Source organism: Flavobacterium sp., from assembly GCF_027533505.1.
Taxonomy (GTDB): domain Bacteria; phylum Bacteroidota; class Bacteroidia; order Flavobacteriales; family Flavobacteriaceae; genus Flavobacterium.
The window spans coordinates 160,126-175,724 of sequence record NZ_JAPZUB010000029.1 but is presented as its reverse complement, the minus strand read 5'-3'; the positions used below and the strand labels follow the sequence as shown (position 1 = coordinate 175,724).

At 41.0% G+C, this 15,599-nt stretch carries 11 protein-coding genes and 1 tRNA gene; 6 read left to right on the top strand and 6 right to left on the bottom strand.

All coding sequences use genetic code 11. The features are described from left to right. Nucleotides 1-521: 521 nt before the first annotated feature. From O9316_RS06930 to O9316_RS06910, 5 genes are all read right to left on the bottom strand, one after another. Nucleotides 522-595: transfer RNA gene (locus O9316_RS06930), tRNA-Asp, on the bottom strand. An 85-nt stretch (nucleotides 596-680) separates the two neighbouring features. Further along, nucleotides 681-1,607, bottom strand: a complete 927-nt coding sequence (locus tag O9316_RS06925; protein WP_298347084.1) for a DUF58 domain-containing protein — start codon at nucleotides 1,605-1,607, stop codon at nucleotides 681-683. A gap of 65 nt (nucleotides 1,608-1,672) precedes the next feature. Next, nucleotides 1,673-2,032, bottom strand: coding sequence for a thioredoxin (gene trxA, locus O9316_RS06920; RefSeq protein ID WP_298347082.1), 360 nt, complete (start codon nucleotides 2,030-2,032; stop codon nucleotides 1,673-1,675). A 74-nt stretch (nucleotides 2,033-2,106) separates the two neighbouring features. Continuing rightward, a complete protein-coding gene (gene dnaE, locus O9316_RS06915; protein WP_298347080.1) occupies nucleotides 2,107-6,615 on the bottom strand; it encodes a DNA polymerase III subunit alpha in 4,509 nt (1,502 codons plus the stop codon). A gap of 140 nt (nucleotides 6,616-6,755) precedes the next feature. Beyond that, nucleotides 6,756-7,508, bottom strand: a complete 753-nt coding sequence (locus tag O9316_RS06910; RefSeq protein WP_298204327.1) for a DUF6252 family protein — start codon at nucleotides 7,506-7,508, stop codon at nucleotides 6,756-6,758. A 182-nt stretch (nucleotides 7,509-7,690) separates the two neighbouring features. Between O9316_RS06910 and O9316_RS06905 the strand changes: the two genes are divergently transcribed. The 6 genes from O9316_RS06905 to O9316_RS06880 all read left to right on the top strand — a co-directional run bounded on the left by O9316_RS06905 (nucleotide 7,691) and on the right by O9316_RS06880 (nucleotide 12,947). Then, nucleotides 7,691-8,302 (top strand): 30S ribosomal protein S16, encoded by a 612-nt coding sequence (locus tag O9316_RS06905; protein ID WP_298204326.1) that lies wholly within the window; start codon nucleotides 7,691-7,693, stop codon nucleotides 8,300-8,302. 17 nt (nucleotides 8,303-8,319) lie between these two features. Further along, nucleotides 8,320-8,844, top strand: a complete 525-nt coding sequence (rimM, locus tag O9316_RS06900) for a ribosome maturation factor RimM (RefSeq protein ID WP_297516966.1) — start codon at nucleotides 8,320-8,322, stop codon at nucleotides 8,842-8,844. 672 nt (nucleotides 8,845-9,516) lie between these two features. Continuing rightward, nucleotides 9,517-9,867, top strand: coding sequence for a four helix bundle protein (locus tag O9316_RS06895; protein ID WP_298204324.1), 351 nt, complete (start codon nucleotides 9,517-9,519; stop codon nucleotides 9,865-9,867). A gap of 168 nt (nucleotides 9,868-10,035) precedes the next feature. Then, the gene (locus O9316_RS06890; protein WP_298204323.1) at nucleotides 10,036-10,746 is read left to right on the top strand and encodes a methyltransferase; all 711 of its coding nucleotides are present in this window, start codon (nucleotides 10,036-10,038) and stop codon (nucleotides 10,744-10,746) included. Nucleotides 10,747-10,835: 89 nt separating this feature from the next. After that, nucleotides 10,836-11,573 (top strand): hypothetical protein, encoded by a 738-nt coding sequence (locus O9316_RS06885; protein ID WP_298204322.1) that lies wholly within the window; start codon nucleotides 10,836-10,838, stop codon nucleotides 11,571-11,573. Nucleotides 11,574-11,768: 195 nt separating this feature from the next. Next, the gene (locus O9316_RS06880) at nucleotides 11,769-12,947 is read left to right on the top strand and encodes an acyl-CoA dehydrogenase family protein (protein WP_073361043.1); all 1,179 of its coding nucleotides are present in this window, start codon (nucleotides 11,769-11,771) and stop codon (nucleotides 12,945-12,947) included. Nucleotides 12,948-13,016: 69 nt separating this feature from the next. Here the strand turns inward: O9316_RS06880 and O9316_RS06875 are convergent, their stop codons facing one another. Beyond that, on the bottom strand, nucleotides 13,017-15,542 hold the full coding sequence (locus O9316_RS06875; RefSeq protein ID WP_298204321.1) for a zinc-dependent metalloprotease: 2,526 nt from the start codon (nucleotides 15,540-15,542) through the stop codon (nucleotides 13,017-13,019). Nucleotides 15,543-15,599: the final 57 nt, after the last annotated feature.

Genomic DNA, 15,599 nt, shown 5'->3' with positions numbered 1-15,599 from the left:
TTATTTTGCCTAACATATTGCCACTATTTTATACTCAAATATACCATTTTTGGCAATAATTATCATCTATTTCTAGCTAAATTTTATTGTAATAAAATAACAATCAGGCAGTTATTTGTTTTTTAAGGGATGACTATTTAGTAAAATTAAGCTGGCCATAGGCCGCGATTCTTTACAAACTTAAATCCTTGCGTTCTTCGCGGAAACTTCGTGTCTTTGCGGTAAAAAAACTCGGCCACAGTCCGCTAACTTAATAACTTTAATGCCTTCGTGCCTTCGTGGCAAAAAAAGCGCTAGCACTCGTAATTCCTCATCTTAGCATGTGCTATAAAGCAAAAAAGCTATTCCGAAATAAATCGGAAAAGCTTTTCATTGGTCTAACTACTAAACCTGTCTCGCTGTTACACGAGACGAAACAACACAACTATTGTAAATGTGCTTCCTATAAAAAAGAAGCATCATTGGAATGCTTTTTTGGGCAAAAAAGCGCTCCGTGTAACGGAGCGCTTTTCCCAATGTAGCGGTCTGGACGGGACTCGAACCCGCGACCCCATGCGTGACAGGCATGTATTCTAACCAACTGAACTACCAAACCTTGCTTTATTGCGGATGCAAATATACGTCCAAATTTCAGTTTTGCAAACGTTTTGCTTTAAAATTTAAAAATATTTTCTAAAGGCCTAACCAAACATTTGTTTTTCAACCAAATAAGTGGTCAAAATTTTCTCAAAATCCGCGCCTACATTGACAGGAACGTACTTAATTTTATTCTGTGCGCAGGCCAATGACAGCGATTTAAAGTAGGTTTCCACCTGATTTTGATAGGCATTTTGCAACGAATCGGCAAACACATTGATGACTTCACCCGTTTCTACATCAACAAATTTTCGAGGATGATTGTCAAAATCAAAATGCAATTCGGTCGCTTCATCAACCACATGAAACACCACCACCTTGTGCTTGTTGTGCTTCAAGTGTTGCAAAGCATTGAATAACTTTTCTTGAGGCTCGTTTTGAAACATATCGGTAAACAAAATTACCATAGAGCGACGGTGCAATTTTTCGGCAATTTGATGTAATAACGTAATGGTATCCGTAGGTTTGGCCACTTTAGGATCATCCAACATGCCTTCCAATTGTGCCAAAAGCATCCGATGGTGGCGATCGGATCCTTTTTCGGGAGCGTAATATTCATAGGTGTCCGAAAACACACTTAAACCCACCGCATCGCGTTGTTTTTTCAATAAATTCATCAAAACAGCCGCGGCTAAAACTGAAAATCCAATTTTTTGCTGATAAAACGGTTGCCCCGACGTCAACTTCGGATAATGCATCGACGAGGAGTTATCTAAAATCAAATGACATCGTAAATTGGTTTCCTCTTCAAAGCGCTTGGTATACAACCGATCGGTTTTGGCATACAACTTCCAATCGATATGTTTTGTGCTTTCGCCTTTATTATACACCTTATGCTCGGCAAATTCGGCAGAAAATCCATGAAAAGGCGATTTATGCATCCCTGAAATAAACCCCTCCACGACTTGGTTGGCCAATAGTTCCAAGTGCTTAAAACCCGAGATAAGTTCTTTTTCTTGTTCAATCTTCATACGTTCAAAGATAAAAAAAAGCCCGACGTAAACATCGGGCTTTTTCATTCACTTTCGTATATCCGTTATAATAACGCATCGATTGCATCGGTGTAGGTTTTCTTCGGAGCTACTCCTACTTGTCGTCCTACGACTTCCCCATTTTGAAACACCAAAACGGTAGGAATGTTACGCACACCGTACTTGGCAGCAAACTCTTGATTGGCGTCTACATCGACTTTACCAACCACAGCTTTGCCCTCATATTCAGATGAAATTTCATCGATAACCGGACCCACCATACGACACGGACCGCACCAAGCTGCCCAAAAATCAACCAAAACCGGTTTATCAGATTGCAATACTACTTCTTCAAAGGTAGCATCGGTAATTGCTAATGCCATGATATTCTTATTTAAGTTATTTTTTTTTTTTTTTAAGCACAAAGATAACCAAATCTATGGGCCCGCCATCGACATTAAGATTACTTTTAGTTATTTTTTAATTGGTGAAAACAATACTAATTCAATTTAAAGTTGAGTTGCATTTTTTCTAATTCACTCAACAAATCTCTTGAAATTTTAATTTTCACCTTACGACTTGGCATGGCCAAATGCGTGACGACGCGAAGTTCCTCGGTATCGGCCGGTAATTCATTGACAAAGGCCTCACTGTCCTCCAACGTTTCATCACCCTCAACTGCAGGTGCTTCAACCGATTTGATGAGGGCTTCTGCTTTCTTTTTCACCCGTTCAATTTCCATCACCTCAAAGCTTATTGGATGTTCGCCTTTATGCGCTTGAAATAAGGAATTCAATTGGGTGATCATCGCTTGATGCAACTCTTGGATGTTCATTTGTATGACCAGTTTTTTGGCAAACGTAGGCAGTACATCGGCCAACAATTTAGCATCTTGGAAGGTAATTCGAGGGTCAGATTTTTTACCCGTCTCTCGATTCACCCAGCCTTCTCGAACCAACACTTTAAAAAATACAAACTGATTGTTGACTAAAAAGTGACGGAATTTTAAATACTCTTCATCAAAAATGCGGAACTCATGGTTTTCGTCGTACCCTTCTAAAGTAAACATGGCCCAATCTTTCCCGTTTTTCCCTGTTTTAAACTGCACATTGGTCACAATCCCACCAAAAGTTAGCGTTTTATTGACCAAGGGCTCGAGCTGCTTCAAATGTTCCAAGCGTACATTGCAGAAATACTTCATTTCAAAACGGTAATCATCCAAGGGATGGCCCGAAATATAGATCCCAACCACCTCTTTCTCCCGAGCCAACTTAGCCATAGTGGTCCATTCTTCACAAGGCGGTATTTGGGGTTCGGCTATTTGAATTTCACTCGCTTCTCCAAAAAGACTGACTTGTGCCGAATTTTCGTTTTCTTGAAACTTTGCGCCGTATCGAATCGCTTTTTCCAGAAAAGTAATCCCATCGCCATCATGGTGAAAATACTGCGCACGATGGGTTGTTTCAAAGCCATCGAAGCCGCCGGCCAAGGCTAAATTTTCGAAAGCTTTTTTGTTGGCCGCACGCAAATCAATACGCTTTGCCAAATCAAAAATAGAGCGGTATTTCCCGTCTTTTCGTTGTGCCACTATCGTATCAACAGCCCCTTGACCCACACCTTTAATCGCGCCCATTCCAAAACGCACGGCATAGTCTTCGTTTACGGTGAATTTATAGAAGGACTCGTTCACATCGGGGCCCAATACTTTCAAGCCCATGCGTTTACACTCCTCCATAAAAAACGAAACTTGTTTGATATCATTCATGTTGTTGGAAAGTACTGCGGCCATATATTCAGCCGGATAATGCGCTTTGAGATAAGCGGTTTGATAGGCCACCCAAGCATAACAAGTGGAATGCGATTTGTTGAAGGCATAACTCGCAAACGCTTCCCAGTCTTTCCAAATTTTATCTAGTTTTTCCGCATTATGTCCGTTGGCCACCGCTTGGTCGATGAACTTGGATTTCATTTTATTCAAAACATCTTTTTGTTTTTTACCCATTGCTTTCCGCAAAACGTCGGCGTCCCCTTTCGAGAAGTTGGCTAACTTTTGCGACAGCAACATTACCTGCTCTTGGTAAACGGTAATTCCGTAGGTTTCTTTTAAATATTCTTCGCAAGCATCCAAGTCATATGTGATCGGCTCTTCCCCATTTTTACGCCGAATAAAGGAAGGAATATACTCCAACGGTCCCGGACGATATAAGGCATTCATCGCAATTAAATCCCCAAAAACCGTGGGCTTCAATTCCTTCATATACTTTTGCATTCCGGGCGATTCGTATTGAAAAATCCCCACCGTTTCCCCGCGTTGGAACAACTCATAGGTCTTCACATCATCAATCGGAAAGGTATCCGGATCGAGTTCGATACCCGTGCGGTATTTCACCAACTTACACGTATCCTTGATCAAGGTAAGGGTCTTCAACCCCAAAAAGTCCATTTTCAACAGCCCTGCACTTTCCACGACCGAGTTGTCAAATTGAGTCACAAACAGGTCCGAATCCTTGGCCGTCGCCACGGGAACATAATCGGTAATATCGCTTGGGGTGATGATTACTCCACAAGCGTGAATCCCTGTATTTCTTAAATTTCCCTCCAATACTTTCGCCTGTTGGATGGTTTCGGAACTGAGGTCACCCCCATTGGCCAATTCAATAAGCTCTTTGACTTTATCAAATTCATCCGCACGAAGAGCAGCCTTGAGTTTGTCATTTTCCAAGGAGAAAATTTTGGCCAAATTCAGGTTGTTCGGAATCAATTTGGCAATTTTATCGGCTTCAAATAACGGTAAATCGAGCACTCGCGCGGTATCGCGTACCGACGACTTAGCGGCCATGGTCCCGTAGGTAATGATTTGTGCCACTTGATTGGAACCGTATTTTTGAATCACATAATCCATGACTTTACTTCGTCCTTCATCATCAAAATCAATATCGATATCGGGCATGGACACCCGATCCGGATTCAAGAAACGCTCAAAAAGCAAATCGTATTCGATAGGATCGATATTTGTAATACCCAAACAATACGCTACAGCACTTCCCGCTGCCGACCCACGACCTGGTCCAACAGAAACTCCCATATTTCGGGCTTCGGCGATGAAATCCTGCACAATCAAAAAGTACCCGGGATAACCCGTTCGTTCGATCGTCGCCAACTCAAAATCGAGGCGATCGCGAATTTCTTCGGTAAGTTCTGGATACCGTTTTTCGGCTCCTTTATAGGTTAGAAAACGCAAATAATTATTTTCCCCTCGTTTGCCTCCATCCGCTGTATCTAAAGGGTCTTCAAATTCCGTAGGGATTTCAAATTTGGGCAAAAGCACTTCACGGGCGAGGTCGTAAATTTCAATTTTATCCACTACCTCAGCAATATTGGTGATAGCTTCAGGAAAATCGGCAAACAACTGTTTCATTTCTTCGCCCGACTTGAAATAGTACTCCTGATTGGGCAATCCAAATCGGTAGCCACGGCCGCGTCCAATAGGAGTGGATTGCTTTTCCCCATCCCGCACACACAAGAGAATATCGTGGGCATTGGCGTCTTCTTTTTTTACATAAAAAACATTATTGGTCGCCACGGTTTTGATGTGATGCTTGCGTGAAAGATCAATTAATGCACTGTTCACGCGATTTTCATCCTCTTGATGGTGCCGCATGAGTTCGATATACAAATCTGCTCCAAACTGCGCTTTCCACCAGAGTAAGGCTTCTTCGGCTTGATGCAACCCAACGTTCAAGATTTTGCTAGGCACTTCCCCATACAAACTTCCCGTGAGTACAATAATATCCTCTTTGAAGTGCTGAATTATCTCTTTATCTATTCGAGGGACATAATAAAAACCTGCAGTGTATGCGATAGACGCCATTTTTGCCAGATTATGGTACCCACGTTTGTTTTTGGCTAAAAAAACCACCTGATACCCGTTGTCCTTTCGGGATCGGTCTTTGTGGTTATCACACACGTTAAACTCGCAGCCTACAATAGGTTTGAGTAAAGTTTCTGATGGCGTTTCCCCCGCTTCTAGCGCTTGTTCATTTTTTTGTTTGGCGGTTTTATTATGCGCCATAACATCCCGCACAAAGTGAAAGGCGCCCATCATATTGCCGATATCGGTCATGGCCACGGCAGGCATTTTGTGTTGCACGGCGGCTTGTACCAAATCTTTTACTGAAATGGTCGACTGCAGTACGGAGAATTGCGTATGGTTGTGCAAATGCACGAAGTCGACCGTCGCCATTTCAGCCTGACCTTGGGCGATATCTTGATGAGAAATTGGTACAGCTTGGGGGGGACTGGCTTTTTTGCGAAGTTCCTCTGATTCCTTTTTCAGGTTTAAATGGGTCAAGCCAATCGGTGGAATGGGCTGAGGATTTCGCGTTTTAAATTGCTGAAAATAGTCGGACGTAACACCAAGTTCGGTTTTGGTGAAAATTTCGCGTCGAATTAACTCCAAGAAACAACGCGTTGTCGCTTCTACGTCGGCGGTGGCATTGTGGGCTTCTCCAAAAGGTTCTCCAAAAAGGTATTCGTGTAACTCGGTTAGCGTGGGCAGCTTATAACGTCCACCGCGACCGCCGGGAAGTTGCAACAAACCTGCGGTAACTTCAGTACACGTATCCAAAACGGGGAGTTGAGATAATGCCGTGGGAATTCCAGCGCGATGAAACTCGCACCCCATAATATTGACATCAAAACCAACGTTTTGCCCTACAATAAATTTGGTTTGGGCCAATGCGGCATTGAATTTCAGTAGCATTTCGCGTAACGCTACCCCATATTTATGGGCCAACTCAGTCGAAATACCATGAACCCGTTCGGCATCATACGGAATGTCATAGCCTTCGGGAATCACCAAATAATCTTGGTTGTCGATGAGATTCCCCCATTCATCATGCAACTGCCAAGCAATTTGCACGGCTCTTGGCCAATTATCGGTATCCGTAATGGGAGCGGCCCAATTGCGTGGTAATCCCGTCGTTTCGGTATCAAAAATTAAATACATAGTCGCTTTTTAAGGCCTAAAAACACCTTGCCTTTTGTTTCAAAAATACACTTTCGCCTGAGAAGATTCAAGGAATAGTTATCAACAAAAAAGCTGTCTCGTTAAAAGACAGCTTTCTAAAAATTGTGAAATTTTGACCCTTAGGGTTCTGGGAAAATAGGAATTTGATAAAAGGTCCCGTATTGGAAATTCACCAAGTCACCTCCTAAAGGATTTGTAGTGGTTTGTACCGCATTAAATTTAAATTCTCCCGAGATGATGGTTCCATTGTTTTGGGTAATTTTAATCTCGCCATTACTACCTTCTACATTAAGTACGCGAACACGCCCAAGTCCATTACCGCCTACAACAGTAATTACATCGCCCGCTTTGTACCCATTTCCAGGTGACGCAACGCGTGCCGCTGTGATAGCCCCTGCAGCATTCGTAGACAATGAAACTGTGAGGCCACTACCACTTCCGCCAGTTGTAGGATAAGAACCGCTACACGTGACAACCCCCGCTACTGTAGTACAATTGGCGGCATACCCTGAACCTCCAGCTACGATTCCAGAAGCGATATTGGCTACAGGTCCGTTGATGATTTTGGTTTCATACGCCAATTCAATGTCGTTGAACGAAGATTGATACGTCGCTTTGATTCCCGTATTTGAGGTACCAAAGAAATAAGTACCCGGATTTCCGTTTGCAATCCGTAGTTCCACTTCTTCATCTTCAGCCAATGCTACAAAACGAATAGCGTTGGTAGAAGCTGATTTATAGGCCTTTACATCAATTCCTCGAAATAAAATGCCATCGCGATAGGCTTGAAAACCTGGATCGTTAAATTTAATTTCTTCTGAACAAGAAGAAAAAGTCAACACAACTAGAAATAGGGCAATTAAATTTTTCATGTATGTAATTATTCGATAATTGTAATACAAAAATAGTTTTTTTAAGGAATTATACCCTATTTTTTATGGTTTTTATCGGACAAGCTTATTTTTTTGAGTTCGAGTAATTTGAATTAAAATGTTTTGTATATTTGCGCCCTCAATAACCGGGGTCGTGTACCCCATAAACAAATCATTCGATTATGTCAGTAAAAATTAGATTACAAAGACATGGTAAAAAAGGGAAGCCTTTTTACTGGATTGTAGCCGCCGATGCGCGTGCCAAAAGAGATGGTAAATTCTTAGAGAAAATTGGAATCTACAATCCGAACACAAATCCTGCAACAGTAGAATTGCACTTAGACAAAGCAGTACAGTGGTTACACAATGGTGCACAACCTACAGACACTGCGCGTGCTATTTTATCGTACAAAGGGGCTTTATTGAAGCATCACTTGGATGGTGGTGTTCGTAAGGGCGCTTTGACGCAAGAGCAAGCCGATGCTAAATTAGCCGCTTGGTTGGAAGAAAAAGCGAACAAAGTAAATGCTAAAAAAGACGGTTTGTCGAAAGCGAAAGATGATGCTAAAGCAAAAGCATTGAAAGCTGAAAAAGAAATTAACGAAAAACGCGCTAAAGCTGCAGAAGAAGCATTAAAAGCTGCTGAGGCTGAAGCAGCCACAGAAGAAGTAGCGGAAGTAGCAGCGGAAGTAGCTACTGAAGAAGTAGTGGCTGAAGTGGCGACAGAAGAAACTCCAGCGGTTGAGGAAGCTCCAGAAGCGCCTGCTGCTGAAGAAACTAGCAAAGAAGCCTAATTCGTTATCAAGCGGTAATGCGTAAGAAAGACTGTTTCTATCTCGGCAAAATCGCAAAAAAATTTAGCTTCAAAGGGGAAGTCCTTCTCTATTTAGATACGGATCAACCTGAATTATATGAAAATATGGAATCAGTTTTTGTCGATTTAGGCAAAAATCTGGTTCCATTTTTTATTGAAACAGCGCAACTACACAAAGGAGATTTTCTCCGCGTCAAGTTTGAAGACGTCGATACCGAAGCCGAGGCCGATGAAATTCTTGGTAGTGAAGTTTACCTTCCCCTTTCGGCGCTCCCTCCTCTTGAGGGAAATCAGTTTTATTTCCATGAAATTATTGGGTTTGCCGTGGAGGATCAGCGCTTAGGCCCTATCGGCGAAATTGTAGGCGTAAACGATACGACGGCCCAGCCTCTTTTTGAAATTGAATGGAATACGCGCCAAATTCTTGTTCCCATGATTGATGATTTCATTATTGAAGTAAATCGCGCCCAAAAGAAAATCATACTCAATACGCCCGAGGGATTGGTGGATTTGTACTTGTAGTAAATTCCAATAGTAAAATTACAAATTCCAAAACATAAAATGCTAAATTCCAATGTTTTAAATGTCAAATTCCAAAAACTAAATTCCAATATTTTAAATGCCAAATTCTAAAAACTTAAAAACTAAATTCCAATAGTAAAATTACAAATTCTAAAACCTAAAATACTAAACTCCAATATTTTAAATGCCAAATTCCAAAAACTTAAAAACTAAATTCCAATAGGAAAATTACAAATTCCAAAACCTAAAATACTAAATTCCAATATTTTAAATGCCAAATTCCAAAACTTACAAACTAAATTCCAATATTTTAAATGCCAAATTCCAAAAACTTACAAACTAAATTCCAATAGGAAAATTACAAATTCCAAAACCTAAAATACTAAATTCCAATATTTTAAATGCCAAATTCCAAAAACTTACAAACTAAATTCCAATAGGAAAATTACAAATTCCAAAAACTTAAAAACTAAATTCCAGTAGTAAAATTACAAATTCCAAAACCTAAAATATTAAATTCCAAAATTTTAAATGCCAAATTCCAATATTTTAAATGCCAAATTCCAAAAACTTACAAACTAAATTCCAATAGGAAAATTACAAATTACAATATTTTAAATGCCGAATTCCAATAGAAAAATACCAATATTATAAACGCCAATCAACCATTGTATGAATAAACCTTATGACTTGGAAGAAAGAACATATTTATTTGCAAAAAACTGTCGGATATATGTCCAAAAAATTCCCAAAACTATTTCAAACTTAGAAGATGGGAGACAACTCGTTCGTTCATCGGGTTCGGTGGGGGCGAATTATATTGAAGCAAATGAAAAACTTAGCGTTAAAGATTTTTTATTTCGAATAAAAGTATCCCGAAAAGAAGCAAAAGAATCGAAATATTGGATTCGATTACTCCAAGATTTGAATCCTGATTGTACTGAAAACGCTCATTCATTATTGAAAGAAGCCGATGAATTAAGAAAAATATTTTCCTCGATTATATCCAAAAGTTCTACCTAATTTTGAAATTTGAAATTTCTCCATTTTTGGAATTCGGAATATTTGGAATTTAGAATATTGGAATTTGGAATTTGGAATTTAAAATATTGGAATTTAAAATATTGGAATTTTTCCATTGGATTTTGAAATTTAAACTATTGGATTTTATAAAATTGAATTTTTACCCCTATGTTTCAATTTAAACAATTCACCATTGAACAAGACCGCTGTGCCATGAAAGTGGGCACCGACGGGGTACTCTTAGGAGCTTGGACGCCTATAGATCACCATCCGTTTTCGATTTTGGACATTGGAACTGGCACCGGACTTATTGCATTGATGCTGGCCCAACGGAGTGCCGCCGAACAGATTGAAGCCCTTGAAATCGATGCCAATGCTTTTGAACAAGCTGTTGAAAATTTTGAAAACTCCCCTTGGAACGACCGTTTGTTTTGTTTTCATGCCTCGCTGGACGATTTTATGGAGGAATTGCAAGACGAAGCATACGATTTGATTGTTTCCAATCCACCGTTTTATGCTGAAACCGTTTCTTCGGGCAATGAATATCGCGATCGTGCCCGTCAAAATCAATCGTTGCCTTTTGAAGACATCATGGAAGCCGCGGGCATTCTTCTTTCGGAGTTTGGAGTGCTTGCGCTAATCATTCCTTCCAAAGAGGAGGAACGTGTTATTGATTTGGCTTGTGAAAACGAATTGTATCCTTTTAAAATCACCCGCGTTCAAGGCACCCCCACTAGCCCTGTAAAACGCAGTCTTCTTGCCTTTTCACGAGAACATCGTTCCCTGACTACCGACAGTATGGTTATCGAACTCGATCGCCACCGTTATACCGATGCCTATCGCGCCCTTACCAACGATTTTTATTTGGATAAAAAATAAGGCGATACTAGATATTTCCTAGAATTAACAAAATTTTGGAACAGGAGCACTTAGGGAATTTGTACCTTCGTTGTACTAACCTTTCTCTTATGAAAACGGCTCTCGGTATCTTATTCCTTCTCTTTGCTTTCTCCGATGCTGTGGGGCAGAGTTTTCGCATTCAGGGCACTTTGCGCTCGCAAGAAATGGGGATTGCAAAAGCCGATATTGCCAATACCCGAACACAAAAACATGCAACTTCTGCGCCCGACGGTTCGTTTTCTATTGACGTGGCGTTAAATGATGTACTTTATATTGTACACCCCGATTTTGAAATAAAAAAAATCACTATTGTGAGTGAAACCGTTTGGCTCTATGATATTGAACTTACACCCAAAGCGATTCAATTGGATGAAGTGGCTGTCGACAATTTAAACAATGTCAACGTGAGTGTCAGTCCTGGCGAGCAACGGTTGGCGGAAATTAAAAAAGAGGAAATGCGCTCGTACACAGGAGTATATGACGGATCTATGCCTTATGGGGTGAATTTTGATTTTGTATCCTTATTTAAAGGTATCGGGAAACTGTTTAAAAAGAAAAAAGAAGAACCTACAGCCAACGCCGAATCCCTCGACCAATTTATAGATCGTCATTTTACAGAAGATTACTGGACGACAACCTTACGCTTAAAGCCCGAAGAAAAAGTGCCATTTTTAAAGTTTTGTATGGAAGATCCTCAACTGCAAACCCTGTTGGCACGGGAGAATGGTTTGGAATTGACGGAGTTTTTTCTGCAAAAAAAGAAGGCATTTCAAGCGCAAACAATTATTGTAGCTCCCAGGCCCTAGCCTAGGTGAAAGCGGCATCCTCCCGACGCGAGGAGGGAGACCTTCATTCACCGGAAGGCAAGTTCAGGAAAAAGCAGGAAAAAGCTTCAAAAAATAACAGTTGTTCGTTTTATTCTGAAAGGCGTTTTGTTAAATTTGCAAACGTTTTCGTAAAGTAACAAACCGACGGTAAGTCCGTCAACAACAAACAAACACATGAAACCAGACTTATTTCAAGCTCCCGACTACTATTTGTTGGATGATTTATTGACAGACGAACATAAATTGGTACGTGAGGCGGCCCGTGCTTGGGTAAAACGCGAAGTTTCCCCGATCATTGAGGACTACGCACAACGTGCTGAATTCCCCACACAAATCATCAAAGGTTTGGGTGAAATTGGTGGTTTTGGCCCCTACATTCCCGTTGAATATGGTGGTGCCGGATTGGATCAAATTTCGTATGGTTTGATCATGCAAGAGATTGAACGCGGAGACTCTGGAGTGCGTTCAACTTCGTCGGTGCAATCGTCTTTAGTGATGTATCCCATTTGGAAATACGGAAATGAAGCACAACGCATGAAATACCTTCCCAAGTTGGCGACGGGTGAAATGATGGGTTGTTTTGGATTGACTGAACCCGATTTTGGATCGAATCCGGGCGGGATGGTGACTAACTTCAAAGACATGGGCGACCATTATTTGTTGAATGGTGCCAAGATGTGGATTTCCAATGCCCCATTTGCGGATATCGCCGTGGTTTGGGCAAAAAATGAAGAAGGTCGCATACACGGATTAATCGTAGAACGCGGTATGGAAGGGTTTTCTACTCCCGAAACACACAACAAATGGTCGTTACGCGCTTCGGCAACGGGAGAATTGATTTTTGACAATGTAAAAGTTCCTAAAGAAAATTTATTACCCAACAAATCCGGATTGGGTGCACCGCTAGGCTGTTTGGATTCGGCGCGTTATGGAATTGCTTGGGGAGCGATTGGCGCTGCGATGGACTGTTATGACACCGCTTTGCGCTATGCAAAAGAGCGCATTCAGTTTGACAAACCCATTGCAGCCTATCAGTTGCAACAAAAAAAATTGGCCGAAATGATTACTGAAATCACGAAAGCACAATTATTAACTTGGCGTTTAGGGGTTTTGAGAAATGAAGGAAAAGCGACTACAGCTCAAATTTCTATGGCCAAAAGAAATAATGTGGATATGGCGATCAATATTGCGCGTGAGGCCCGACAAATTTTAGGTGGTATGGGAATCACAGGAGAATATTCAATTATGCGTCACAGCATGAATTTAGAATCGGTGATTACTTATGAAGGAACGCATGACATCCACTTATTAATCACTGGGGCTGATATCACGGGAATACCCGCATTTAAATAAAAATAAAATTCTTTACATACAAAAAATGCTTCACCAGTCGTGAAGCATTTTTTTTGTACCCTTAAGGGCTTAATTTGGATTCAACGCCTGATCAATTCTAGCGATTAAATCAGCGATATGGAATTTACTCAAACGATCGGTTGTGGAGGCATTGGCCACTTTCAATTGATTTTTCAACTCCATTAAATGGCCACGAGCAATAGAAGGCAAATCAGTATCCACCATCACGATGCGTCTACCGTTAAAATTGGCCACTGCACTTCTTTCTAATTTAATGGCATCAATTAATTTGGAAACAAACCCTTTTTGCAAATTTCTGCGGTAGACATCTATGGGTGCATTGGACTTTAGTTCCGAGAAAATCCCGCTTTTTAAATCGCTCATCAGTTCGTCTACCGAATAATTTTCTTTCCCTAACGAAGCGGTCTCCATCAAACGTGCCATGCGATCCAACGACAATAAACTGGAAAGCGTTCCGTCTTGAATGCTTCGAATCAATTCAACACCTTTATCGGGAGTAACTTTTGCCAAGATATTTTGATCCAACAACCAGGTTGGGGTTTTAAACAATTGCTTATTCAAAAAATCTACCGCTTCATTTTGAATACTTGATGGAACGGTTTCGTATTCATTCCCTTGCATATCATAGGTCTTTGGCGTTTCATAAATTCCGCCCACATTTTTAGTCACATGCCCCATATAACGTCTAAACTGACCCACCAAAGCGGTATACATGTCCTCTAATTCGGAATAATCTTCCCCTTTTTCTTTACTCCATTCGATGAGATTGGGTAAAATAAATTTAAGATTTTTAATCCCATATTCGGAAGCTTTCATCGCATTATCGCCCAAGTCTTCCGTTTGATAACGCGGGTCAAAAGGACTGGTTTCGGTTCCAAACCAAAGTCGGCGATTTTTGTAGGCTTCTTTAGTCATTTCATTGAGCAAAGCTTTTTCTTCCTCTTCTGATTTGGCATCTGGAAAATAGGTATACCCCCATTTGATGGCCCATTTATCGTAATCCCCAATTCTTGGGAATAAATCGGTGACCCCATCGCCCGGTTGTGCTACATAATTAAATCGAGCATAATCCATAATGGAAGAAGTGTGTCCGTTTTTCTTTTGGTATTCAGGATTTCGCAACATTTCCACCGGTGTGGCATTGCTTGCTCCCATATTGTGCCGTAAGCCAAGCGTATGCCCCACTTCGTGAGCGGCCACAAAACGAATGAGTTCACCCATTAACTGATCGTCAAACTTTTTATTTCGTGCTTTCGGGTCGACAGCGGCGGTTTGAATGAGATACCAATCGCGTAACAAACTCATAATATTATGGTACCAGCCGATATGACTTTCCATGATTTCTCCTGTTCTTGGGTCGTGCACGTTCGGACCGTAGGCATTTTGGATATCGGCAGCAAAATAGCGTAATACCGAAAAACGGGCGTCTTCCAAACTCATGGTTGGGTCATTTTCGGGCCAATATTCACCACGGATGGCATTCTTCCACCCAGCGCCTTCAAAGGCAACTTGCCAATCGTCAATCCCTTGTTTAATGAAGGGTTTCCACTTTTCAGGGGTTGCGGGATCAATATAATAGACAATAGGCTTCAAGGGTTCGATCAACTCGCCTCGTTTTTGTTTTTGAGCGTCTTCCTCATTTTTGGGTTCCAACCGCCAGCGAACCGCAAAAATATCGGTGTCGGCTTTATGCGATTCTTCTTCAAAAACACTATATCGGTTGGCAAAATACCCTACCCGTTTATCAAAAGTACGCTTGCGCATAGGCTTTTCGGGCAATAAGATAAAAGAGGTATTCAATTCCATCGTCACCACCCCGGCATCTAAACCTGCGGGCAAATCAACGCCTATTTTGGGGGTAGGGTTTCTAGAAATTTGAGGCGCCACTGTGGTAAACGTTTTCGTTGTCCGAATTTCGGTATTGATCGGAAAACTTTTTACAAATTGAATAAACGATTTATCTTTTTGAAACGCTTGGATGCTTAACAATTGTTTTTTGATGGGGTCCAAAGAAAATGTTTGCACATCGGCTTCAAAAGTGGGTGTCATGTCAATAACACTGGCCACATTTTCTTTGCCTCCTTCGTCTTTTTTGTAGGCTAAAATGTCATAAATTCCAATGATGGGATCAGCACTAGAATTTCGCACCGATTGGGTAATGGGTTTATCTTCCTCTTTGGCCATGATCACATAGGTGATGGAACGCAAAATAATCGTGTTATTCATCCCTTTTTCAAAACGAACGACCTGGCGATTGACTTCCTCACCTCCAAAAATTCCACCTCCAGCGGGCGTTTTTGAATACCGTGTGGTGGTCATGATTTCTTTTCCGATAAGGGTGTTCGGAATTTCAAACAAGTATTTGTCTGCAACTTTATGCACATCAATTAGCCCTTTTTGAGTAATGGCTGTTGAATCGATGACTTTTTTATAGGGCTTTGGCTCTTTCTTCCCTTCAGGTTTCTTAACCTCTTGCGCGGGTGGAGTCGTATTTTTATCTTTTTTCTGAGCGTTGGTTTCTATACTGAAAAAAAGTAAAAGCAATACAAAAACTTTGAAAAATTGGTGGTTCATGTTTGTAAGTTTAGTTGGTTAAAAATACAATTAAGAATGAATAATGTAGTGTTTTAA

What these genes read in the sequence shown, in the direction of transcription:
- O9316_RS06925 (WP_298347084.1), bottom strand. Translation starts at nt 1,607, where the DNA reads ATGAAGATTGAACAAGAAAAAGAACTTATCTCGGGTTTTAAGCACTTG.
- dnaE (WP_298347080.1), bottom strand. Translation starts at nt 6,615, where the DNA reads ATGTATTTAATTTTTGATACCGAAACGACGGGATTACCACGCAATTGG.
- O9316_RS06910 (WP_298204327.1), bottom strand. Translation starts at nt 7,508, where the DNA reads ATGAAAAATTTAATTGCCCTATTTCTAGTTGTGTTGACTTTTTCTTCT.
- O9316_RS06905 (WP_298204326.1), top strand. Translation starts at nt 7,691, where the DNA reads ATGTCAGTAAAAATTAGATTACAAAGACATGGTAAAAAAGGGAAGCCT.
- rimM (WP_297516966.1), top strand. Translation starts at nt 8,320, where the DNA reads ATGCGTAAGAAAGACTGTTTCTATCTCGGCAAAATCGCAAAAAAATTT.
- O9316_RS06895 (WP_298204324.1), top strand. Translation starts at nt 9,517, where the DNA reads ATGAATAAACCTTATGACTTGGAAGAAAGAACATATTTATTTGCAAAA.
- O9316_RS06890 (WP_298204323.1), top strand. Translation starts at nt 10,036, where the DNA reads ATGTTTCAATTTAAACAATTCACCATTGAACAAGACCGCTGTGCCATG.
- O9316_RS06885 (WP_298204322.1), top strand. Translation starts at nt 10,836, where the DNA reads ATGAAAACGGCTCTCGGTATCTTATTCCTTCTCTTTGCTTTCTCCGAT.
- O9316_RS06880 (WP_073361043.1), top strand. Translation starts at nt 11,769, where the DNA reads ATGAAACCAGACTTATTTCAAGCTCCCGACTACTATTTGTTGGATGAT.
- O9316_RS06875 (WP_298204321.1), bottom strand. Translation starts at nt 15,542, where the DNA reads ATGAACCACCAATTTTTCAAAGTTTTTGTATTGCTTTTACTTTTTTTC.